At 61.9% G+C, this 21,355-nt stretch carries 17 protein-coding genes and 5 tRNA genes; 9 read left to right on the top strand and 13 right to left on the bottom strand.

Annotated elements, in window-relative coordinates; genetic code table 11:
- Positions 1-97: 97 nt before the first annotated feature.
- Both BN1134_RS18920 and BN1134_RS12280 read right to left on the bottom strand, forming a co-directional pair.
- Positions 98-2,356: a putative bifunctional diguanylate cyclase/phosphodiesterase gene (locus BN1134_RS18920; RefSeq protein WP_052449485.1), complete on the bottom strand. Its 2,259-nt coding sequence runs from the start codon at positions 2,354-2,356 to the stop codon at positions 98-100.
- A 115-nt stretch (positions 2,357-2,471) separates the two neighbouring features.
- On the bottom strand, positions 2,472-3,686 hold the full coding sequence (locus tag BN1134_RS12280; RefSeq protein WP_042047527.1) for a pyridoxal phosphate-dependent aminotransferase: 1,215 nt from the start codon (positions 3,684-3,686) through the stop codon (positions 2,472-2,474).
- A 369-nt stretch (positions 3,687-4,055) separates the two neighbouring features.
- On the opposite strand from BN1134_RS12280, the gene BN1134_RS12275 reads away from it, so the two are divergent.
- On the top strand, positions 4,056-4,280 hold the full coding sequence (locus BN1134_RS12275) for a DUF1653 domain-containing protein (protein ID WP_042047526.1): 225 nt from the start codon (positions 4,056-4,058) through the stop codon (positions 4,278-4,280).
- A 36-nt stretch (positions 4,281-4,316) separates the two neighbouring features.
- On the opposite strand, the gene BN1134_RS12270 is transcribed toward BN1134_RS12275, so the two are convergent.
- From BN1134_RS12270 to folD, 6 genes are all read right to left on the bottom strand, one after another.
- Complete coding sequence (locus tag BN1134_RS12270; protein ID WP_042047525.1) at positions 4,317-4,574, bottom strand: GrxA family glutaredoxin; 258 nt, start codon at positions 4,572-4,574, stop codon at positions 4,317-4,319.
- Between the two features lie 77 nt (positions 4,575-4,651).
- Positions 4,652-6,082, bottom strand: a complete 1,431-nt coding sequence (gene dacB / locus BN1134_RS12265) for a D-alanyl-D-alanine carboxypeptidase/D-alanyl-D-alanine endopeptidase (protein WP_042047524.1) — start codon at positions 6,080-6,082, stop codon at positions 4,652-4,654.
- A 9-nt stretch (positions 6,083-6,091) separates the two neighbouring features.
- Positions 6,092-7,858, bottom strand: coding sequence for a DNA repair helicase RadD (locus BN1134_RS12260; protein ID WP_042047523.1), 1,767 nt, complete (start codon positions 7,856-7,858; stop codon positions 6,092-6,094).
- Positions 7,859-7,953: 95 nt separating this feature from the next.
- Positions 7,954-8,991, bottom strand: a complete 1,038-nt coding sequence (locus tag BN1134_RS12255; RefSeq protein WP_042047521.1) for an HlyD family secretion protein — start codon at positions 8,989-8,991, stop codon at positions 7,954-7,956.
- A gap of 2 nt (positions 8,992-8,993) precedes the next feature.
- Positions 8,994-9,329 (bottom strand): DUF3302 domain-containing protein, encoded by a 336-nt coding sequence (locus BN1134_RS12250; RefSeq protein WP_042047520.1) that lies wholly within the window; start codon positions 9,327-9,329, stop codon positions 8,994-8,996.
- A 175-nt stretch (positions 9,330-9,504) separates the two neighbouring features.
- Positions 9,505-10,359 carry a bifunctional methylenetetrahydrofolate dehydrogenase/methenyltetrahydrofolate cyclohydrolase FolD gene (gene folD, locus BN1134_RS12245; protein ID WP_042047519.1) on the bottom strand — a complete coding sequence of 285 codons (855 nt, stop codon included), beginning with the start codon at positions 10,357-10,359 and terminating at the stop codon, positions 9,505-9,507.
- Positions 10,360-10,584: 225 nt separating this feature from the next.
- Here folD and BN1134_RS12240 point away from each other — a divergent pair.
- The 4 genes from BN1134_RS12240 (at position 10,585) to BN1134_RS12225 (ending at position 10,993) form a co-directional block, all read left to right on the top strand.
- Positions 10,585-10,661: transfer RNA gene (locus tag BN1134_RS12240), tRNA-Pro, on the top strand.
- Between the two features lie 38 nt (positions 10,662-10,699).
- Positions 10,700-10,776, top strand: a tRNA-Arg gene (locus BN1134_RS12235).
- Between the two features lie 15 nt (positions 10,777-10,791).
- Positions 10,792-10,867, top strand: a tRNA-His gene (locus BN1134_RS12230).
- A gap of 42 nt (positions 10,868-10,909) precedes the next feature.
- Positions 10,910-10,993: transfer RNA gene (locus BN1134_RS12225), tRNA-Leu, on the top strand.
- A 368-nt stretch (positions 10,994-11,361) separates the two neighbouring features.
- On the opposite strand, the gene BN1134_RS12220 is transcribed toward BN1134_RS12225, so the two are convergent.
- A tRNA-Pro gene (locus BN1134_RS12220) sits at positions 11,362-11,438 on the bottom strand.
- Between the two features lie 178 nt (positions 11,439-11,616).
- Between BN1134_RS12220 and tadA the strand changes: the two genes are divergently transcribed.
- Both tadA and BN1134_RS12210 read left to right on the top strand, forming a co-directional pair.
- Entirely contained in the window at positions 11,617-12,144 is a 528-nt protein-coding gene (gene tadA, locus BN1134_RS12215; RefSeq protein ID WP_042047518.1) for a tRNA adenosine(34) deaminase TadA, read from the top strand.
- A 106-nt stretch (positions 12,145-12,250) separates the two neighbouring features.
- Positions 12,251-15,940 (top strand): DEAD/DEAH box helicase, encoded by a 3,690-nt coding sequence (locus BN1134_RS12210; protein WP_232300639.1) that lies wholly within the window; start codon positions 12,251-12,253, stop codon positions 15,938-15,940.
- Between the two features lie 30 nt (positions 15,941-15,970).
- Here the strand turns inward: BN1134_RS12210 and BN1134_RS12205 are convergent, their stop codons facing one another.
- Positions 15,971-16,837 (bottom strand): DNA replication terminus site-binding protein, encoded by an 867-nt coding sequence (locus tag BN1134_RS12205; RefSeq protein WP_042047542.1) that lies wholly within the window; start codon positions 16,835-16,837, stop codon positions 15,971-15,973.
- 383 nt (positions 16,838-17,220) lie between these two features.
- Here BN1134_RS12205 and BN1134_RS12200 point away from each other — a divergent pair, with 383 nt between their 5' ends.
- Both BN1134_RS12200 and astE read left to right on the top strand, forming a co-directional pair.
- The gene (locus BN1134_RS12200) at positions 17,221-17,430 is read left to right on the top strand and encodes a DUF1127 domain-containing protein (protein WP_042047516.1); all 210 of its coding nucleotides are present in this window, start codon (positions 17,221-17,223) and stop codon (positions 17,428-17,430) included.
- 160 nt (positions 17,431-17,590) lie between these two features.
- Positions 17,591-18,601 (top strand): succinylglutamate desuccinylase, encoded by a 1,011-nt coding sequence (astE, locus tag BN1134_RS12195; protein ID WP_042047515.1) that lies wholly within the window; start codon positions 17,591-17,593, stop codon positions 18,599-18,601.
- 59 nt (positions 18,602-18,660) lie between these two features.
- On the opposite strand, the gene BN1134_RS12190 is transcribed toward astE, so the two are convergent.
- The 3 genes from BN1134_RS12190 to fldA all read right to left on the bottom strand — a co-directional run bounded on the left by BN1134_RS12190 (position 18,661) and on the right by fldA (position 21,338).
- Positions 18,661-20,013 carry an ATP-binding protein gene (locus BN1134_RS12190; protein ID WP_042047513.1) on the bottom strand — a complete coding sequence of 451 codons (1,353 nt, stop codon included), beginning with the start codon at positions 20,011-20,013 and terminating at the stop codon, positions 18,661-18,663.
- Positions 20,013-20,687: a response regulator gene (locus BN1134_RS12185; protein WP_042047512.1), complete on the bottom strand. Its 675-nt coding sequence runs from the start codon at positions 20,685-20,687 to the stop codon at positions 20,013-20,015. Before BN1134_RS12185 ends, BN1134_RS12190 begins: the two co-directional genes overlap by 1 nt.
- Positions 20,688-20,813: 126 nt before the next feature.
- A complete protein-coding gene (gene fldA, locus BN1134_RS12180) occupies positions 20,814-21,338 on the bottom strand; it encodes a flavodoxin FldA (RefSeq protein ID WP_042047511.1) in 525 nt (174 codons plus the stop codon).
- Positions 21,339-21,355 lie beyond the last annotated feature (17 nt).

Here is a 21,355-nt window from a genome sequence, read left to right as displayed (position 1 = left end):
GTGCCTGGATGCGGATGTTCCGTAACGCCAGGGTTCGCCTCGGCTAAGTGGTTGCAGTGATGAGAAGACCGGCCTTGTGCCGGTCTTTTTTTATGGGTCAGTGGGAGGGGGGATTGAGGGCGGGATCGGGGCGCTGCGGGACCCGAACCATGGGGGGCGGTGATCTCGGTGCGCCGTGCCGCGCCAGCCACTCGCGAATTTCAGGCAGCGGCATGGGTTTGGCAAACAGGTACCCCTGCATCAGGTGACAACCGAGCGCCTGCAGCCGCTGCATCCCTTTTTCGGTCTCGACCCCTTCGGCAATGACCTGCATCTCCATCTCCTGGCTGATGAGCAGCACCGCCTTGACCAGCCGCTCATCCCCTCGCTCCAGTGTTTGGGTGAAGCTGCGATCGAGTTTCAGGGTATCGACCGGCAGGGTCAGCAACCGCTCGAGGGAGGAGTAGCCAGTACCAAAATCATCCAGATGCACTTTGAAGCCGGCATCGCTCAGCTGACGCAGTTGGTTGACCAGAAACTCGTTTTGCTCGGCAAACAGGCTTTCGGTCAGCTCGAAATGGACGGCCGAGTGGGGGACGGCACACTCGTTGACCAGCGTGCACAAGCGGGGCACCAGATCGGGCTGCATCAGTTGCAGCACCGAGAGGTTGATGTTCAAGTTGAGTTCGGGCCAGTGCTCGCGCAGTGCCGGTAAGGCGCGCAGTGCCTGCCGAGCGATCCAGATCCCCATGGGGATGATGAGGCCGGTCTCTTCGGCCAGGGCGATGAAGTCACTGGGCGGTACATAACCTTGGCCACGTGGCCAGCGCACCAGCGCCTCGACCATGACGACGCTGCCATCGCGGGTATCGAGGATCGGTTGGAACCAGACCTCCAGTTGCTGCTCATGCAGTGCCTGGCGCAATGCCTGTTCGGCGTGCAGGCGTTCACTCACGCTGTGATGCATGGCATCGCTGTAGATACGGTAGTGACGACGTCCCAGCCGCTTGGCTTCATACATGGCCAGATCGGCATTGCGCAGCAGTTCGGAGCTGCTCAGCGCCGGCTGGTAGTAGGCCACGCCGATGGAGGCACTGAGCTGTACCGCCGTGTTGTCAAGCAGCAGGGGATGATGATCCATATCCTGCAACACTCGCTCGGCCAGCCGCTCGGCCCCCTGGCTCTGACGGGGAAGCAGACAGAGGATGGCAAACTCATCGCCCCCGAGACGAAACAGCGAGTCGGAGCCGCGGGCCAGATTCATCAACCGTTCGGCGACCAGAGCCAGCACCCGATCACCCCGCTCGTGACCGAGGCTGTCATTGACCACCTTGAACTCATCCAGATCGACCAGAAGCAGGGCCAGGGTCAGTTGAGGGGTCTCCTGCAACGCTGGGATGTGCCGATCGAGCAGCTCGATGAGCAGCTTGCGATTGCCAAGACGGGTCAAACCATCGCGGCGGACCTCGTCAAACAGCCGGTGCTGGGAGTGGCGCAGTTGATCGGCCATGGCGTTGAGAGAGAGCGCCAGGGTATCGAACTCGTCACTGCCCCGCACCGGCCAGCGGGGGAGCGGCGCGCTTCCTTTACCCGGCGCAATGGCGAGCCGTGAGAGCTGGGTGAGGCGACGCAGGATGAGTCGCTCGATCAGCAGCGCAACGGCGGCGCAGAGCAGGGCCGCCAGCAGCGGGATAGCGAGCAGTAAGGTGCGGTTACGCTCGGTCAGCCACTGTTGCAAGAGGGGATCGGGCCCGGTGGAGACAAACAGGGGGGCTCCGGAGGCGGAGGAAAGCAAGCGGCGAGATGGCTGGGCCACAGGGCGGGTTGGGGAGAAGAGCAGCGCCGCCCCGACGCTGCGCTCCAGCGCCGTGCGGGCCGTGGCATCGAGCGGCTGACCGATGAGCAACCAGCCGTCATTACCCGTCGGGATCTGCTGTGTCAGCACGGGAAGCGCGTCTTGCCAGATGATGTGGGGGCCGGACAGAAGCCTGCTGGAGGCTGAAAATGACAGCAGCCATGGCCAATCCCGGGCATGCATGGCGCGTACGCGCTCCCCTTCGCGGAGAAAGCCAAATTGGGGGTGGCCAGCGCTATCTCGCCACAGGGCAAAACGGATCTTACTGGCGCCTTGCAAGAGGGGCTGGCGCGCCGCCGCTTCCGCCATGGCGAGCCGTTTGGCCTCTGTGGCCAGTTGCCGCAGCTCATTGCCAAGCAGGTCATCGGTGCGTTGCAGCACCCTCTGCTGCTGATCGACCAGCAGTTGCTGGCTGCTGCGCTCGAGGAGCCGCGCAGTGATGCCCCAGCCGAGTATCCCGGCCAGCAAGGTGATCATCAGCAGGTAGAAATAGGCCCGTTTACGCAGGCTGCCGCTCAACATGATGTGCTCTTATGGCGTTATCCCGTGTTTCCTAACAGTAGGAGCCGAGTGAGGCGGTAGCAAATTTCATCATGTCAGAAACAGACAGGCCACCCTGAGGTGGCCTGTGGCGGATTTACTGATGGTAGCCCTTGAGGAAGCGGGCGAGGCGGCCGATGGCGTCCTCCAGCTCCTCTTCGCGCGGCAGAAACACCAGGCGGAAGTGATCCGGCGCCGGCCAGTTGAAGCCGGTTCCCTGCACCAGCAACAGCTTCTCTTGTTGCAGCAGGTCAAACACCATCTTCTGGTCGTCGCGGATGTCGTACACCTTGGGATCGAGGCGCGGGAACATGTAGAGCGCCCCCTTGGGTTTGACGCAGGAGACCCCCGGGATCTCATTGAGCAGCTCCCACGCCTTGTCGCGCTGGCGGCGCAGGCGACCGCCCGGCAGGATCAGCTCGTTGATGCTCTGGTAACCCCCGAGAGCTGTCTGGATGGCGTGCTGCATGGGCACGTTGGCACACAGGCGCATGGAGGCCAGCATCTCCAGCCCCTCGATGTAGCCCTTGGCACGGCCCTTGGGGCCGGTGATGACCATCCAGCCCTGGCGAAAGCCGCAGGCGCGGTAAGCCTTGGAGAGGCCGTTGAAGGTGACCACCATCACGTCGTCGCACAGGGTGCAGACGCTGGTATGGGAGATGTCGTCGTAGAGGATCTTGTCGTAGATCTCGTCGGCGAAGATGATGAGGTTGTGCTGGCGGGCAATCTCGATCACCTCCAGCAAGAACTCGCTGCCGTAGACGGCGCCGGTCGGGTTGTTGGGGTTGATCAGCACCAGGCCGCGGGTGCGCGGGGTGATGCGGGCGCGGATGTCGTCGAGATCCGGATACCAGTCGGCCCCTTCATCGCAGCGGTAGTGCACCGCATGGCCGCCGGAGAGGGTCACGGCCGCCGTCCACAGCGGATAGTCGGGGGAGGGCACCAGCATCTCGTCGCCGTTGTTGAGCAGCGCCTGCATCGCCATCACGATGAGCTCGCTGGCGCCGTTGCCGATGTAGATGTCGTCGATGTCGACCTTGCGCATCCCCTTCTGCTGGTAGTACTGCATCACCGCCTTGCGCGCCGAGAAGAGGCCCTTGGAGTCGCAATAGCCCTGACTGAGCGGCATGTTGAGGATGACATCCTTGATGATCTCTTCGGGTGCATCGAAACCGAACGGGGCCGGGTTGCCGATATTGAGCTTGAGAATGCGATGGCCTTCGTCCTCGAGACGACGGGCTTCCTTGTGCACCGGGCCGCGAATGTCATAGCAGACATCGTCGAGCTTGTGCGACTTGTCGATAGTGAGCATGGTCGGGGTGGATCCTTGCCTGTTGTGGCCTAGCTGGCGGGAGTGCCGATTTAGAATCAAATCGTTAGTTACCCTATTCTTCACAGAATTGAATGCCACCACAATCCTTGTGACAGAGGAATTCGCTGATTTCTCATGTGGTATCAGAGTTTATTAACAATTTGCTTTAGCACGATGCTTTGTATGAAAAGACATCTTCGGCAGATTGTGGTGTCACTGTACGATAACGGCAGACGCATCACCATTAATGCCACCATTGAATGGAAGGAAATCCTCATCTAAAAAAGTCGTGGAGCTTGGCCGGCAAGAGTGGCAGAGTTGCCGCATTCATGCTGAATGGCCGGGCTGACCGGGCATGCCAAGGAGTAGATGATGGTCGATAAACCGGTGCGCGCCGGACGCTGGCGCCACTTCAAGGGCGGGCTCTACGAGGTGCTGACCGAGGCGCAGCACACCGAACGGGAGGAGCGGCTGGTGGTCTATCGCAGCCTGGAGAACGGGGCTATCTATGCCAGACCCAAGTCGATGTTTCTGGAGTGGGTTCGCCACGAAGGGCGGCTGATGGCGCGTTTTGCGCCACTGGAAGAGGAATAAAACAACGGCGCCTGCGGGCGCCGTTGTCGTGGTGGCTCAGGCGCCCAGATTGGCGCGGGCGTAGGCCTCAAAATCGGTGCAGCCACCGATGTGCTGCTCGTCCAAAAAGATCTGCGGCACCGTGCTCACCGGCTTGCCTGCCATGGCACAGAGGTCATCTTTGCTGATCCCCTCGGCCTGGATATCGGTATAGCTGAAGGTGAAGTCGTCACGCTGCGCGCTCAGCTGCTCGGCGAGTTGTACGGCACGGACACAATAGGGGCAGCCGGGACGGCCATAGATGGCGACAAACATAGTGTTCTCCTGTCAGTAGTGCCCCGCCAGCATAATGGGTGGTCGCTGCGGGGCAAAGTGCAAAGATCCGATAGCCCTTATTGAGCAATCTGAATGGACTGGTTCTGGTAGATGCTCTCGAGCACCCCCTTCTCGAAGGTGGTCCATGGCCAGCGAGCCTTGCTGGCGCGATAGCGCTCATGGGTGGTCGGGTCCAGCGACAGGGAGTTTTGGAACATGACGAACGCCTTGCGCTGGCCGTTGGCGGTATCGATGAAACCGACCAGGTTGGAAGCCCCGGTCACGGTGCCGGTCTTGGCGTGCACCCGGTTCTTCATGAAGGGGGCGGTGACCGAGCCGCGCCAGGCCAGGGTGCCATCGACTTGTGAAGAGGGCAGCAGGCGGATGAAGTTGAGGGTGGCGTCGTTACGCTGGATATAGGCGAGCACCGCCAGCATCTGGCGGGCGCTCACCAGGTTATGGGCAGAGAGCCCCGAGCCGTCGGCCAGGCTGGCGTTATCGAGGTTGATCCCCGCCTTGCCGAGGATGGCCCGTACCGCCTTGGTGCCGCTTCTAAAGCTGCCCGGCATGCCGTAGTAGTGGCGACCGACGGTCTTGAGGAAGGTGTCGGCGTAGAGGTTATCGGAGCGCTTGAGCATGTGGGCGAGCAGCTCAGGCAGCGCCTTGGAGCTGTGGCTGGTCAAGGTCTCGGCACCGACCGGCGCCTGGTGGGTCAGGCGCAGGGCGCCGTCGTGGCTGATGCCGGCGCGATCCATGGCCCAGCGAATGTTGTCCCAGCCCCAGGCTTCCACGTCATAGATGGCAAAACGCAGCCCCTGCGGCTCCTTGTTGGGCGAGATGCAGCCGCGCAGGTCGTAGTGATTGCCACGCGCCATGTCCACCTCGAGGGCGCAGGACTGGCGGGCCATGTCGCCGTAGCTCATCACATCGAGGTTTTCGGCACTGATGCTGATGGGCACCCCGCTCGGGCCGCTGGCGCTGGCCGGTTGGCCAATTTGGGTGGCGGTGACGGTGCCATAGGCGCAGTTCTTGTCGATGATGACAGAGGAGACAGGAGCGGTGAAGCAGAGGGATTGATCCCCCCACGACCAGCCGTTGCCACGCTCATAGCCGTTGTAGGCGCCGGTGTTGACGAACACATTGCCGGTGATGCGCTTGACCCCGAGCTGCTTGAACATGGTCAGCAGATCCATGCGGCTCAAGGTTGGGTCGCCGACGAAGTTGATCCAGAGATCCCCGTTCAGGGTCTCGCCGCTCTTGGCGCCCGGCTGGGCCTGGATCTCGGTGACAAAACGAAACTCTTCACCCAACTGAATGCGGGCGGCCAGCGCCGTGATCACCTTCATGGTGGAGGCCGGCGTCATGAGATCGTCGAGGTTGTGCTGGTATTCGAGGCCACCTGCGCCCATGACGGCGATGGCGGCATGGCCCCCCTTGGGAGGCGTCAGCGGAGCAGCCTGGGCTGCGAGGGAGAAAAGAGCGCAAAAACCGATGAGAAACCGCTGCATGAAGGATCCTTACTCGTCCCGGGCGCTGTCGGCGGTCCGATAGCGTCCCTGGTAGTCAAATATTTTCTCTTTGATTTGCCAAAAGCGCCCCGACTGGCGTGCGATCACGAAGTCGGGATGCCGGAATTGGGGTTCGGCGGCCAGCACAGCATCCAGAGAGGCGAACTGGGGCTCCAAACCAGGAGCGCGCCAATGATGACGCACAAAGACCTGTTGAAACAAGCGCCGTGCGGCCGGTGTGGCAAACGAGTAGTAGTCGGTGAGGGTGGTGCCGTCCTCGTCGTGGTAGGTCACCTCGAGTCGCTCCCCTTGTTTGCCCGTCCCCTTGGCGAGGGAGAGGCCACTGCAACGGATCACCATGCACCCCTTGAGGTTGAGGGCGGCCTTGAGCTGGTCATCCGGATCGACCAGCACCTGATCGCAGGCATGGCAGCGGCGGGCAGCGATGTCGTTCTCGGCGCCGCAGCCAGGACAGATCTTGGCGCGAAAGCGGTAATCGCACTCCTCGCGCGCCCCCTCGTCATCTTCCAAAAAGCCCTGACAGCGCCGGCCGTAGTGCTCGATCACCTGGCCCTCTTCATCCACCTTGCCCCAGAAGGTGTTGGCAAAGCCGCAGGCGGGGCAGGGCACCTGCACCGGCACACTGTCGCCTTTGGGGCGGGGCTCGCCCACCTCGGGATCGAACAGGTTGATGTTGTTGCCGGCGTAATCCACCACCAGACAATCCTGTTTGCCGGGGGCCAGCCGCAGGCCGCGCCCGACAATCTGCTGGTAGAGCGACACCGAATCGGTGGGGCGCAGCAGCGCGATGAGATCCACATGGGGGGCGTCGAAGCCGGTGGTGAGCACCGAGACATTGACCAGGTATTTCAGCTCGCGCCCCTTGAAGGCTTGGATGAGGGCGTCGCGCTCCGGCCCCGGCGTTTCGCCCGTCACCAGCGCCACCGCCTCGCCTGCCTCACCCAGGCGAGTGGCGATTTCGCGGGCGTGCTCGACCGTGGCGGCGAAGATCATCACTCCCTGCCGGTCGTGGGCGTAGTTGCGGATCTGCTCGAGGATGTGGGGCGTGACCCTGGCCTGACGCTTGATCTCACGGTTGACCTCGGCATCGTCAAACAGGCCGCCGGGGCGGGCCGCCAGCTTGCTGAAGTCGTAGTGGACGATGGGGGCATCGATGAGGCGCGGCGGAGTCAGGTAGCCGTTTTTTATCATAAAGCGCAGGGGCAGCTCGAACACGCAGTCGCCAAACAGCCGCTCGCCCCGGCTCTTGACCATGCCGTGGTAGTGGCGCCGGTAGATCCATCCCAGCCCCATGCGGTAGGGGGTGGCGGTGAGCCCGAGGATCTTGAGAGCGGGGTTGCTGGCACGTAGGTGCGCCATCACCTGGTGGTACTGGCTGTCATCGTCGAGCGAGACCCGATGGCACTCGTCGATGATGAGCAGGGAGAAGGCGCCATCGAAGGCATCGAGGTTGCGTGCCACCGACTGCACCGAACCGAACACCACCTGGGCGCTCGACTCCTTGCGCGCCAGCCCGGCGGCGAAGATGTCAGCGTTGAGCCCCCATGCCTCGTACTTGGCATGGTTCTGCTCGACCAGCTCTTTCACGTGGGCCAGCACCAGCACCCGGCCACGGGCCTTGCGGGCCAGTTCGGCGATCACCAGGCTCTTGCCGGCGCCGGTCGGCAGAACCACCACGGCGGGATCGGCGTGGCGGCGAAAGTGACGGATCACGGCATCGACCGCATCCTGCTGGTAGGGGCGTAGGGTAAACATGCGCACCGGACGGGCTGGAAAGACAGGGGGGCCATTATAGGCCAATCGAGGGGAAGGTGAAGGGCGCGGCAGGCTCAGGCCTGCCGCACCGGGGATTAGTGGAAGGGGAAGAGGTAGTTCATCCAGCTGGCCATGCGCAGCAGCACCTTGCGCATCACCGAGACGTGGTGAAAGTGCTGGGTGTAGATGGCTGCCTGGCCGCTTGAGCCGGCGATGACTTGGTACTCCTGCCAGCGTGGATCGGTGATCTTGATGCGCACCGGCAGCCGACCCGGTTGCATGGCTGAGCTCTGATCGATGAGGTTGCTGTTGGCCTGGACGTTACCCGCCGCGATGGCCGGAATGACCGCCTCGACCTTACCGGCGAAGATTTTGCCGGGAATGCCGTCGATCACCACCTCGGCCTCGTCACCCACCGCCAGTCGCTGCATGCTGTTTTGCCAGAACCAGCCCACGTAGGCGCTCTCATCCTCATGGATGAAGGTCATCACGGGACGGTACATGAAGGGGGTGGCAATCATGCCGGGGCGCAGGGCAAGTTGCACCACGTGGCCGTCACTGGGAGCCTTGACCACGGTTTGGTCGAGCTGGTAGTTGGCCTCGCGCCACTGCGCCTTGACGTCATCCAGCGTGGCCTGTTGCTGATCGAGTTGGGCGGTCAGATCGTCCATGTTGGCCTGGCTCACGTCGAGATCCCGTTGTTTGCCGATGCCGCGGCGCATCAGCTCGGCGGCGCGGTCGCGGTCGAGCTTGGCCGAGCGCAGGCGGGCCGTGATGGACTTGAGCTGCTCTTCGTTGGCATCGACCCTGGCCTCCAGGCTGGCGAGGCGCTGGCGAAACGGCTCATCATCGATGCGAAAAAGCACGTCACCTTTTCTCACCTTTTGGTCGGCGGTGACGGCGACCTCGCTCACCCGGCCCTTGACCAGCGGGACTATGGGGGTTGAGACGTAGTAATTGCGGGCCATCTCCGAGTAGGGGTGGTTGTAGTTCATCAGCATAATGAGGGTGCCGATGAGCACCACGCCCCCCAGTACGGCGGTGGGCACCGTCCACTTGTTGAGCGGGATACGGAAGATCTTGAAGATGGCGACGCAGAGGGCGGTGTAGGTAAGAATCAGCAGCAGATCCATGATTAGTGCCCCTTTTCCTGGAGCAGCGTCTCGAGACGGCTGCGCAGGGTCGCGACCTCATCGTGCAGCGCTGCCAGTGACTGCTCGTCTCGTTGCAGGCGCTGACCGAAGCCCCAACCCCGATCTTCCCGGTAGACGGTGGCCCAGATCCAGAGAAATGGCCAGATGACATGCAGGGTGAACAGGCTCACCCAGCCGGCGACGTGGATGGCATCCTGATGGGGGTGGTTGCGATGTTTGGCGATCTCGTAGGGGATGTCGTGCAGGGCGATGATGCCGTAAAACAGCACGATCGCCACAAAAAAGAGCAGGCCGAGGGCAAAGTAGTCGAGCACCATAGCGGGGGTCTCCGTCATGAACCGTTCCGGACGACATGTCGCGGAAGTGATTCAATCATGGCAGGTTTTTCGTGGTGCAAACGTCGCCGTGCGCTGTTCTTGCCGGATGCAGAAACCGTGCTACGAGAGGTGGGGAATAAAGAGGGGCCGCCGGACGAGCCGGCGGCGGGCAGGCTTAATCGTGGTATTGCTCGCAGGCGAGCAGGGTGTTCTCGATGAGGGAGGCCACCGTCATGGGGCCGACCCCGCCGGGAACCGGGGTGATGAAGGCGGCATGGCTACGGGCGGTTTCGTACTCCACGTCCCCGACCAGGGAGCCATCGGGCAGGCGATTGATGCCGACGTCGATGACGATAGCCCCAGGCTTGACCCATTCACCGGGAATGAAGTTGGGCTTACCCACGGCCACCACCAGCAGGTCGGCGCGGCGCACATGGGCCTCGAGATCCTGAGTGAAACGATGGCAGGTCGTCGTGGTGCAGCCGGCCAGCAGCAGCTCGAGGGTCATGGGGCGGCCGACGATATTGGAGGCGCCCACCACCACGGCGTGCAGACCGTGAGTCTGAACACCAGTGGTCTCGATGAGGGTCATGATCCCCTTGGGGGTGCAGGGGCGCAGGGCCGGGATGCGTTGAGCGAGGCGACCGACGTTGTAGGGATGGAAGCCATCCACATCCTTGTCGGGGCGGATGCGCTCGATCACCAGGGTCGAGTCCATCTGGGGCGGCAGCGGCAGCTGTACCAGAATGCCGTCGACCTCGACATCATCATTGAGTCGGTCGATCAGGGCGAGCAGCTCTTCCTGGCTGGCCTCGACACTGAGATCGTAAGAGCGGGAGACAAACCCCACCTCTTCACAGGCGCGACGCTTGCTGCCCACATAGACCTGGGAGGCCGGATCGCTCCCGACCAGGATCACGGCAAGGCCCGGGGCGCGCTTGCCCTGTACCACCCGATCCTTGACCTGGGTGGCCACCTGGTTGCGAATCGTTTGCGCCACCAGTTTTCCATCAATAATCTTGGCTGACATAATCCTCAACTCAACGTCTTCACAATGGCGGCGCATTGTCGCATTTTTTACCCTGCTCCGACAGTGGCTTGATCGCGCTCACAATATGTAGGCAGCGGTGTGAGGGCAAGAAGTAGACATTTGAATTTATTGATGGAAAAAGTCGTTGACGCTGGCTTTTGCGCTTGGGTATGATGCCCGCCCGTTGCCTGGTACGACTTCTGTCGTTATGCTGGCAGCATGTGTCGGTGATTAGCGCAGTCTGGTAGCGCATCTGGTTTGGGACCAGAGGGTCAGAGGTTCGAATCCTCTATCACCGACCACCTTTTACAGGTGGAATGCCTGAATAGATGAAGACAGTGCGCCCTTAGCTCAGTTGGATAGAGCAACGGCCTTCTAAGCCGTGGGTCACAGGTTCGAATCCTGTAGGGCGTGCCATTTTTATCTGCTGTGGTGGCTGTAGCTCAGTTGGTAGAGTCCCGGATTGTGATTCCGGTTGTCGTGGGTTCGAGCCCCATCAGCCACCCCATCATTACCGTTGGCGGCATTGCGCGGTCGACGACAACGCTTCGCGGAAGTGGCGAAATTGGTAGACGCACCAGATTTAGGTTCTGGCGCCTTAGGCGTGTGGGTTCAAGTCCCTCCTTCCGCACCATGAAAATGGAAAAAGAGACCCGGCATCAGCCGGGTCTCTTTTTTTGTATGGGATCATTCGTCATCCGGCTCTGCTAGGTCGACGATGTCGAGTCGCACTTCCTGGGCGCTCTCTTCTTCGCCGGTGATCGGCTGTGAGGGAAGGGGCGGGTATGGGGTCATGTCGCTTGCCTCTGTAGGGAATGAGCAAGCCGGCAGGGTGGTCTCCTTTCACCGTTTCACGTCCATGGCATCAGTTCCGGCGTGAGAGCGCGCACAATAATTGTCACAGGTGAAAGAGTCAACTGGTTCTGTGTGAAAAATGCACTTTTTCGCCGATCGCAGATGCAAAAAAGCCCTGTCCGTGGACAGGGCTCTTGCGGGGAATGATGGTCGGCGTGAGAGGATTCGAACCTCCGACCCCTGACACCCCATGACAGTGCGCTACCTGGCTGCGCTACACGCCGACGAGGTCAGCTAAGCTGACGGGGGGCAAGTCTAATGATCGGGTTACATCAGTGCAAGTCCTTTTTTATCAATACCATGCCGTTTGCTTCTTTCTTGTTCAGCGGGGGCGGGCTTGGGTTGGCGCCCGACTTTTGCCATAATCCGCGGCTTAACTTTCAACGCAGACCGGAAAAGAGCATGACCTTCTCCTCATCACGGCAACGGGACGAACACTGGATGCGCCACGCCATGCAGCTGGCCGGGCGGGCCGAGGCCATCGACGAGGTGCCTGTCGGTGCCGTGGTGGTGTTGGGTGATGAGATCATCGGTGAGGGGTGGAACCGCTCCATCAGCGAGCACGATGCCTGTGCCCACGCCGAGGTGATGGCCCTGCGTGCCGCCGGCCGGCACATGGGGAACTACCGGCTGGTGGATGCCGAGTTGTTCGTCACACTGGAGCCCTGCTGCATGTGCGCCGGCGCCTTGATCCACAGCCGGGTGGCCAGGGTGGTGTATGGCGCGCACGATGCCAAGACCGGCGCGGACACGTCCGTTTTTCAGCTGTTGCAGGATGCTCGCCACAACCACCGCATCTTGGTTGAGGGCGGGGTGTTGGCCGATGCGTGCGCGGCCCAGATCTCCGCTTTTTTCCAGCGCAGGCGAGCCGAGCAGAGGGCGGCCAAGGCACTGGCCCGCCTGGGCGCGCAAGCGAATCCGTCTGACTGAATCCCGCCACGGCGGGATTTTTTGTCTCCTTTGTTAGGTCAAAGGGTCGAGTCGGCCCGGGTTTGGCGCTAAAATTATGCCTTTTCCGCAGTCTGGATCCTGTTTCGTGCTACGCCTCTCGTCCCTGCAATACGATATCCTGACGACCCTGCTGGTTCGCCGCCCTCTCTCTACCACACATCTGGTGGCTCTCTTTCCCGGTTGCAGCGATGCACTGGCCGAGCTGGTACGAGAGGATCTGGTGCGCGAGCGAGGCGAGGGTGTGTGGGCCATCGCGGCGCAGGGAACGCTGAGCCTGCTGCTGGCCATTCGCAGTGGACGCTGCCCCGAGCCGGCCTGGCCGGAGGCGCTGGGCTGGTTGGCCAGCCTGCTGGGGGGCACCGAGCACTTGCCGGCCGCGTTGCCCCACCTGTTGACCGAGCTGCTCGATGAGCCGAGTGCCGGGGCCTTGCTGGCCCCCGCCGCACCGGCGTGGCAGACGCTGATGGTGGACTATTGGGCCGCCCAGGCCCTGCTTGAGGCGCGTCCCATCGATATTGCATCCACCCGGCTGGCGCCCGCCGCCCAGGCCAGATTGGCCCTGTGGCAGGGGGAAGAGACATGGTGGCTCGAGCAGGCGGCCGATCTCCCTCACTGGCGGCCTTTTTCCGCCCTGTGGTCTCACGATGAGGTGGCGCTGACCCAGCTGGAAGAGGCATGGCAGACGCGCCCCGATGCACCGCTGTTCTCGTCACTGGTCTGGCTTGGGCTGGCGCAGCAGCATGATCCCGTGCTGGCCATGCGCGAGCGCAAAGGCACCTTGGGGTTGTGTGGTCACCAAAGCGTGCTGGCCGATGCCTTGCTCCAATGGGATGGAGAGCGCCACTCGGTCGGTCTGTTTGAGATGCTGCAACTGCCCCCCGACGAGATCTTCTGGGGGCACCTGTGGATCGATCTGTGTGCCCTGAGCCGCCATGGCGAGAGCAGCGCTGCGTTGCAGGCTCTGCGCAAGTGGCCGCTCGACGATCTGCTCGGTGCCACGGCGCGCCACCGTCTGATGGCCTTGTGTCAGGAGCTGTTGCGACTGCTGCTGGGTATGCCGGTGGCACGCGGTGTGCTGGCGGGGATCGACACCTGGCGCGAAGAAGAGGAAGAAGAGGGCGCACAGGGCCAGCCGGCGGGCTGGCTCGGCTGGTTACAGGGGATTGGCCGTAGCAGCCAGCTTGGCAAGATAAAAGAGCGGCTGGTGTGGAACTTAAGTGCCGAAGGGCCGACGCTGGAGTGCCGCATTCAGAAACTGGGGGTCAAGGGGGAGTGGACGGCCGGACGACGGGTCGATCTGACGCTGCTGGCCGCCCAACACCCTTCCCTGCTCGATGAGCAGGATTGGGCCCTTTTGCATCAATTCGGTCAGGAGGGGCGCCACTGGTCGCCCGAGTTCTGGGGCCTACTGGCCGCTCATCCTCAGCTCTACAACGTGCAGGGGCAGCGGCTGCAACTGGCGTTAACCCAGCCACTGCTCTACCTGACGCAGGAGGGGGCCATTCGCCTATACCCCGAGGTGGGGCAGGGAGCCACCGTGTTGCCGCTGGCCGCCGATCTGTGGCAGGTGGTGCAGTTACCGCCTGAGCTGAGCGAGTGGCTTCCGGTCGATCGGCGCTGGCCGGTGGCTGAGTTGCCTGCCCTGGCGGATCGTTTGAATGCCCTCAAGACACTGCACTGGTGCGCCGAGGAGGCCGCCCTCGGTGGCAACGCCCGTCTGCACCCCTGGCCGGGTGAGCCTGGCGTGCAACTTGACTGGCGTAAGGGAGTGCTTTCGCTCTCGTGCGTGACGCAAGGGGAGCGAACCCCGACGCTGTCGCTGGGTCACGGCGACGCTGTGGTGCGCAGTGATGTGCGCAGTGCCGACTACTGGCAAAGGGACATGGCGGCCGAGCAGGCACAGTGGCAGCACTTGTGCCAGAGCCTGGGGCTGGCACGTCCCCGCCTGGCGTGGCAGTTGGAAGAAGAAGAGGCCATCGACGCGATCGGGCTGTTACCCGAGTGGGTGGCCAAGGGGGTGAAGATCTTCTGGCACGACCAGAGTCAGCGTCTGCGTAACCTCGACGAGACCACCCTGAGCCTGCGTATCGAGCAGCGCCAGGAGTGGTTCGCCCTGGAGGGGAGCGTGGCGCTCGACGAGCATCAGGTGCTGGACTTGCGCCTGCTGCTGCGCCAGTTCCGTCCCGGTCAGAAGACGGTGATGCTCGATGAACACACCAGCCTGCTGCTCAGCGATCAGCTCTCGGAGCGGCTCACCCTGCTCGGCGCCATGCTCGATGAGGAGCAGCGCTTTAGCCGCCGGCTTGCTTACCCGCTGATGCGTCTGCTCTCGGCCATGTCGACCCAAGGGGACAAGGCGTGGAGTGAGTTGCAGGCGGAGTGGGCCGAGCCTGCTACCTGTCCTGTGCCCCTGCTCGAGGGGCTGCGCGACTACCAGCGCGAGGGGGTCAACTGGCTGGCGACCCTGGCCCGCCACGGTTTTGGGGCCTGTCTTGCCGATGACATGGGCCTTGGCAAGACCTTGCAGGCCCTTACCATGCTGCGGATGCGTGCCAGCGAGGGGCCCGCACTGGTGGTGGTGCCCAAGTCGGTGCTCACCAACTGGCAAGAGGAGGCGGCTCGCTTCGCCCCCGAGCTGGAGGTGGTGACCCTGGATCAATCCTATGGCTGCGCCCATCTGGTGCAGGAGGCGCGCGCCGGTCAGCTGGTGCTCATCAACTACGGCCTGCTCTCGAGCCTTTCCGAGCCGCTGAAAAAGGTGAGCTGGGCCTCGCTGGTCATCGACGAGGCGCAGCAGATCAAAAACGCCGGCACCCAGCGCGCCAAGATCTTGACTCAGCTCGATGGGGCGTTTCGTCTCGCCCTCTCCGGCACCCCGGTAGAGAACCACCTGGGCGAGTTGTGGAGCCTGTTTGCCTTTATCAACCCCGGCCTGCTCGGCAGCCAGCGGGATTTCAAGCGCCGCTTCGGCCGTGCCGGCCGCGATCCCCAGCACATGGCGCTGCTGCGCTCGGTCATCCACCCCTTCGTATTGCGCCGCCTCAAGCAGGAGGTGCTCTCCGAGTTGCCCGAGAAGACCGAGATCGTGCATCACATCGCCCTCTCTCAGGCCGAGCGGGAGCTCTACGAGGCGACCCGGCGCGAAGTGGTGCAGCGTATTCAGAGCAGCGACGGGCGCACCCTGATGCACGTGCTGAGCGGTTTGACCCGGCTGCGCCGCCTGTGCTGCTCCCCCCATCTGGTGCTGCCCGACTGGCAAGCCGAGAGCAGCAAGCTCGATGAGGCGATGGCGCTGCTAGAAGAGGCGATCGACGGCGGTCATCGGGTGCTGGTGTTCAGCCAGTTCGTCGATCTGCTGACCCTGCTGCGCCAGCGCCTCGAGGGGCGCAACTGGGAGTACTGCTACCTCGACGGCGCCTGCTCCATGAAAGAGCGGCAGCAGGCCATCAGCCGTTTCCGCGACGAAGCGGTGCCGCTGTTTCTCATCAGCCTCAAGGCGGGGGGCACAGGGCTCAACCTGACCCAGGCCGATACCGTGCTGCACCTCGACCCCTGGTGGAATCCGGCGGTGGAGGATCAGGCGAGCGACCGGGCCCACCGTATGGGTCAGACCCAGCCGGTGACCGTCTATCGCCTAGTGTGTGCCGAGACGGTGGAGGAGAAGATAGTGGCGCTGCACGGGGAGAAGCGAGCGCTGGCCGACAGCCTGCTGAGCGGCCAGTCACAGGCGGGGCCGCTCGATATCGAGAGCCTGCGCAACCTGCTGCTCGGTTAACGTGAAAAGGGCCCCGACGGGGCCCTTTGCTTAGGTGGCGGATGGCTCGTCACGCATGTAAATGTGCATCCGCTCGATCAGCACCCGCTCGGCGCCGCGGCGATCGCTGCGTGGCTGGCGGGGCCGGCTGGGGTAGTCGGTCAGCGGCTTGGCCTTGGGAGAGGCGTCACTGCAGATGATGAGCGGCAGGCTCGCCTTGACCTGCTGCTTGGCCGGGGCGCGATCGCCCCAGCGCAGATTGGCCATGGGGTGGGTCTTGATCGGACGGCGGATGCGCAGCTCGGCGCCGGGCCCGAGCCGCCTGACGTCCACTATCTCCCGCTCGACCCGTTGCTGCCACTCCTCTTTGGTCATCAGCCCTGGCACATAGCCTTGGCTGCGCTCGAGCATGGCCAGCACCTCGCCCTTCTCCAGTTTGCGGATCGCCTGCTTGTCGGCCCAGGTGAAGCCGATCGCCAGCAGATCACCGGTATAGAGGGCGAGCTGGCGGTAGATTTGCAATGTGATGGTGCCGGGCAGAGCCTGATGCACCAGTTGGAACTTGTCATCCCGCCCTCCTGCCCGCTGCACCTCCTCCTGAAAATGCGCCTTGAGTTGGTTGATGTGGGCAATGCGGGGCGCGATGTGCTGGGCGCTGGCGGCGGGATAATGCAGCCAGCCGGGCAGACGTAACGTGGCCTTGGCCGAGCAGCCGGGGCGCAGGGTATGTTCGCCGAAGGCACGGATGGCGGCCTCGAGCGCCTCGGGCCCCTCCAAGGTGCCCACCGGAATGTGCTCGATGGGATCTTCTTCACACCCCTGTGCCACCCCGGGCAGAGGGTGCACCCTGGCTTGCCGCAGTGGCGCTTGGCGCAGCAGGGCGCCGAGCTCGGCTAACGAGTGCTCCAGCTCATGCATCAGGGCGCGCAGGCGGGCGATGGGGGTGAAGGTCTCGGTCGGGATCACAGGCTCTCCGATTGTTACCAAAGCGATCAATTTGTCATCAAATCAGAAACATACACGGTAATCGATGTCGAGGTGACGGGGAAGCCCCGCCGCCCTTCATGCATAATTCCGTACCACGGCAGCATAGTTTACCAAGGGGTGACCAGCATAAAACACTGCGGCCGTTGTTAGTGGTAATTAACTAGATATAACCCATTGAAAATAAATCAATTAGCATTCAGATGTTGGGCCAAACAACCATTACTTTTACTAATGAGTTGTATCAAAATTCGTCAATTGAGACGGCTTCGGGGCTCTCCTAGACTTTGCGCAACCTAATTCAAAGGAGCCTCATCATGGCAAACATCACTTACGCCGACGTCGGCTACGAGCATAAGGGCGAAGTGTCCATGCTGGCCCGTCTCAAGCACACCCTGCTGACCTGGATGGAGCGCAGCCGCAGTCGCCGTCAGCTGGCCGAAATGCCGGCCTACCTGCTGCGTGACATCGGCCTGACCGAAGCCGATCGCTATCAGGAGACCGTCAAGCCGTTCTGGCGCGGTTGAATGCAAGGGCATGGATGCCCCGCCCTTCCTCCCCTCTTTCCTGTTTTCCCCTCTCCCTGCCTGCCATTCGGTTACTTTACTGTTTGAAAATGTTGAATAAGTTGTGATGCTAAAGGCGCCGCACCTATAATCGGGCACAGTTGCGAACTGTGAGGTCAGCATGATTCCTGAGCACGACTTTCTCGCCCTGAGCCGCGCCAACGAGTGGCAGCTCGAGCCTTTCAGCTTCTCCTTGCCCGGCGGTGATCGCGCCGAGGTGTGGGATACCGGCGTGCTCTGCATCGAGCCGCAGGCTCCCGGCGCCAAGGCGGTGATCCTCTCTTGCGGGGTCCACGGCAACGAGACCGCCCCCATCGAGATCTGTAACCAGTTGCTGACCCGTCTGCTTTCGGGTGAGCGGCAGGCCCGCCAGCGCACCCTCTTCATCTTTGGGAATCTGGCCGCCATGAATCTCGGCGTGCGCGAGGTGGAGGAGAACATGAACCGCCTGTTCAGTGGCGCCCACAGTCGCGGGCCGGGCCTGTGCAATCGGGAGCGGGTGCGGGCCAAGCGGCTCGAGCAGTATGTGGCCCGCTTCTTCGCGGGGGGCGGCTGCGAGCGCTGTCACTACGATCTGCACACCGCCATCCGTGGCTCGCGTCATGAGAAGTTTGCCGTTTATCCCCGGCTAGGGGAGGGGCGTGACTACAGCCAGGAGCAGGTGCGTTTTCTTGGGGCCTGCGGTGTGCGCACCTTTTTGCTCTCCGAGAGCCCCACCACCACGTTCAGCTACTTCAGCAGCGAGCAGTTCGCGGCTCACGGCTTTACCGTTGAACTCGGCAAGGTGCGCCCCTTCGGTGAGAATGACATGACCCGTTTCATCGAGGTTCGCGGCGCCCTTGAGGCGCTGATCACCGGGGATGCGGTGCCGCTCGAGCCGTGGCGGGCCGACGATTTCCTCTTCTTTCGCATTGCCCGCGTCATCAACAAACAGAGCGAGGCGTTCCGCTTCCTGTTTGCCGACGATGTCGAGAACTTCAGCGAGTTTCCCCGTGGCTTTGTGCTGGCCGAGGATGGGGCGACGCGCCACCTGGTAGAGGCTGAGCGTGAGGCGGTGGTCTTTCCCAATGCCAAGGTGGCGCTGGGGCAGCGCACCGCATTGATGGTGGTGCCGACGACCCTTTGGCCCTGAGCCGGGCTAATAAAAAAGCGCCCCTATGGGGCGCTTTTTTGCGTTTATCTGCAACAGCGTCAGGGCAGCTCCAGCGTAAAGCAGGCTCCGCCCAGTACTGACTCGGAGATGGCGATGCTGCCACCGTAGGAGTCAACGATCTCAGAAACGACGGCAAGGCCGATCCCCTGTCCACCCGAGCTGTCGGCACGCACGCCGCGCTGGAAGATGCGATCAAGCTTCTTGGGCTCGACGCCCGGTCCATCATCCTCAATGGTGATGCTGATCCGCTCACCATGGCGGCGTAGCGTCACTTGCACCTGGGAGATGGCAAACTTACAGGCATTGTCGAGCAGGTTACCCATCAGCTCCATCAGATCGCCCTGATCGCCGTTGAACAGGACATCATCGTCAAACAGGAAGCGGGTTTGCAGCCGCTTGTGCTGATAGACCTTGGCCAGACTGGCCAAGAGTTTTTCAATGAGCGGGATCGGCTCGACTCCACGCTGACGTAACCCCTGACGACCCGCCACGGCACGGCGCAGCTGATACTGGATGATCTGATCCATGGTCAGCACCTGTTCGTTGAGGTTGCTGCTCGCCTCCTTACCGAGCCCCGCATCCTGCGCCGTGATCTGGATCAGGGCGAGGCGGGTCTTGAGGCTGTGGGCCAGATCGTTGAGGGCATGCTGATAGCGCAGGGTCTGTTGGCGCTCGTTTTCCAGCAGCTGGTTGACCGACTCGGTGAGCGGGGTCAGTTCACGCTCATAACCGCTGGAGAGCGACTCGCGCTTACCTGCCCGGATCTGGTCGATTTCACGGCGCAGCTTATAGAGTGAACGCAGGGTCCAGCGCGTGCTGAGCAGCATCACGCCAATCAGCAGCAGATAGGCGGCGGAGGATTGGCGAATTTTCTGCATCAGGTAGGCATGCAGGTCAGCGTTGTATTGCTTGGCGGAATCAATCATCACCACGTAGTTGGTGACGGGGCGCCCTTCTTCCTTACGGGTGAAGCGGATGCTGTAGATGAAGTATTCGCCCTGCTTGACCTCGAGATACTTGAAGAAGTAGTCGCGATCCTGGCGCTTGAGGTAGTTCACCAGATCGTTGCAGAGCGTCTCTTTGAGGTCGATGACTTCGGGTAGATGCAAGTTGGACCAGCGCAGCTCCCCGTCGGAGCGACAGATCATGGTATCGAGGCTGGGGTCCATCGAGTTACCGTTGATAAGCGCCATCTCCTTTTCGTCCTTGACCAGTTCTGGCGGGCGATTGGAAGAGAGCAACCGGGAGAGGTTTTGGTTCATCCGAGAGCTGTAGTCGCGGGCGCGTTCTTCAGCATGGGTCTGGTAGAGGGCATACACTGCCACGGCGGTGACAAAACCTATCACCACCATGGAGCTGAGCATCAATTTTAGATGAAGTGATTTGCGCATTAGCTGCACTGTAAATTGAAGATATAACCTTGGCGACGGATGGTGGAGATGGGCTGGATATCGCCAGTGGGATCAAGTTTTTTACGCAGGCGGCTCACCATCACCTCAATGGTGTTGGGATCGCCTTCTCCGTCACCGTAAAGCTGATCGAGCAGCTGCTGCTTGGAGACCACCTGGCGGGCACTGCGCATCAGGTATTCGAGAATGAGGTATTCGAAGCTGGTGAGCACCACCACTTCCCCCTTGACCGTGAGCTCCTTGCGCGACAGATCAAGTTCATAGTCCCCAGCCTGCACCTTGGGCGAGATAAAGCCGGCACTGCGGCGCATCAGGGCGTTGAGGCGGGCCAGCAGTTCGTCTTTTTGGAACGGCTTGACCAGATAGTCATCGGCGCCCGCCTCCAGGCCTTCTACCTTGTCTTGCCAGTTGCCACGCGCGGTGAGAATGATGATGGGGAAGGGGATATGCTGTTCGCGCAGGGTGCGGATCAGACTCAGACCATCCATGTCCGGTAACCCGAGATCGATAATACCCACATCGATGGGATACTCATGCGCGTAGTGTTGTGCCAGTTCGGCTTGGTGGGCGCTGTGAACTTGGTTTCCCGCCTCGGTCAGTACCGTAGTGAGGTGGTGGTTGAGCAACTTATCATCTTCGACCAGCAGAATCTTCATCGTAATACCCGGTAGGCTTATCAGTCACATATACATATGAGGACAGGTGGCTCCATTGTAACAGATCTGCCTGAACCGAAACTGCACGCAATAGAAAAGCCCCGCATTTGCGGGGCTTTTAGTCATTTATTCCAGCTCGGAGAGACACATCTCTTCGTGCAGCTGTTTGCACCAATTCTTGACCCGTTCGGCAGTCAGCTCGGGCTGGCGATCCTCATCGACACCGAGGCCGATGAAATGCTTGTCGTCGACCAGTGCCTTGGAGGCCTCGAATTCATAACCGTCGGTCGGCCAGTGGCCGATGATGATGGCGCCGCGCGCTTCAACGATGTCGCGCAGGGTGCCCATGGCATCAAGGAAATACTCGGCATAGTCTTCCTGATCGCCGCAGCCGAAGATGGCGACCAACTTGTCGTTGAAGTCGATCTCTTCGAGCTCGGGGAAGAAGTCGTCCCAGTCGGCCTGGGATTCACCGTAGTACCAGGTCGGGATGCCGAAGATCAGCAGATCGAAGTTCTCGATATCGGCCTTGCTGCTCTTGGCGATGTCGTGCACTTCGATCAACTGCTTGCCCAGCTCTTTCTGGATCATCTTGGCGACGGCTTCGGTGTTACCGGTATCGCTGCCAAAAAACAGACCTACACTTGCCATGGTGTCTCGTTACCCGT

The sequence above is a fragment of the Aeromonas simiae genome (assembly GCF_000820125.1).
GTDB lineage: Bacteria > Pseudomonadota > Gammaproteobacteria > Enterobacterales > Aeromonadaceae > Aeromonas > Aeromonas simiae.
The sequence above is the reverse complement of the archived record's forward strand: the minus strand, read 5'-3'. Positions and strand labels throughout refer to the sequence as shown.

Bases quoted from the DNA above. Each gene is read 5' to 3' on its own strand.
- BN1134_RS12190 (WP_042047513.1), bottom strand. From the start codon at position 20,013: ATGCGCAAATCACTTCATCTAAAATTGATGCTCAGCTCCATGGTGGTG.
- astE (WP_042047515.1), top strand. From the start codon at position 17,591: ATGATTCCTGAGCACGACTTTCTCGCCCTGAGCCGCGCCAACGAGTGG.
- dacB (WP_042047524.1), bottom strand. From the start codon at position 6,082: ATGCAGCGGTTTCTCATCGGTTTTTGCGCTCTTTTCTCCCTCGCAGCC.
- BN1134_RS12250 (WP_042047520.1), bottom strand. From the start codon at position 9,329: ATGGTGCTCGACTACTTTGCCCTCGGCCTGCTCTTTTTTGTGGCGATC.
- BN1134_RS18920 (WP_052449485.1), bottom strand. From the start codon at position 2,356: ATGTTGAGCGGCAGCCTGCGTAAACGGGCCTATTTCTACCTGCTGATG.
- tadA (WP_042047518.1), top strand. From the start codon at position 11,617: ATGACCTTCTCCTCATCACGGCAACGGGACGAACACTGGATGCGCCAC.
- BN1134_RS12260 (WP_042047523.1), bottom strand. From the start codon at position 7,858: ATGTTTACCCTACGCCCCTACCAGCAGGATGCGGTCGATGCCGTGATC.
- BN1134_RS12205 (WP_042047542.1), bottom strand. From the start codon at position 16,837: ATGCATGAGCTGGAGCACTCGTTAGCCGAGCTCGGCGCCCTGCTGCGC.
- BN1134_RS12200 (WP_042047516.1), top strand. From the start codon at position 17,221: ATGGCAAACATCACTTACGCCGACGTCGGCTACGAGCATAAGGGCGAA.
- BN1134_RS12255 (WP_042047521.1), bottom strand. From the start codon at position 8,991: ATGGATCTGCTGCTGATTCTTACCTACACCGCCCTCTGCGTCGCCATC.
- BN1134_RS12275 (WP_042047526.1), top strand. From the start codon at position 4,056: ATGATGGTCGATAAACCGGTGCGCGCCGGACGCTGGCGCCACTTCAAG.
- BN1134_RS12270 (WP_042047525.1), bottom strand. From the start codon at position 4,574: ATGTTTGTCGCCATCTATGGCCGTCCCGGCTGCCCCTATTGTGTCCGT.
- BN1134_RS12185 (WP_042047512.1), bottom strand. From the start codon at position 20,687: ATGAAGATTCTGCTGGTCGAAGATGATAAGTTGCTCAACCACCACCTC.
- BN1134_RS12280 (WP_042047527.1), bottom strand. From the start codon at position 3,686: ATGCTCACTATCGACAAGTCGCACAAGCTCGACGATGTCTGCTATGAC.
- folD (WP_042047519.1), bottom strand. From the start codon at position 10,359: ATGTCAGCCAAGATTATTGATGGAAAACTGGTGGCGCAAACGATTCGC.
- fldA (WP_042047511.1), bottom strand. From the start codon at position 21,338: ATGGCAAGTGTAGGTCTGTTTTTTGGCAGCGATACCGGTAACACCGAA.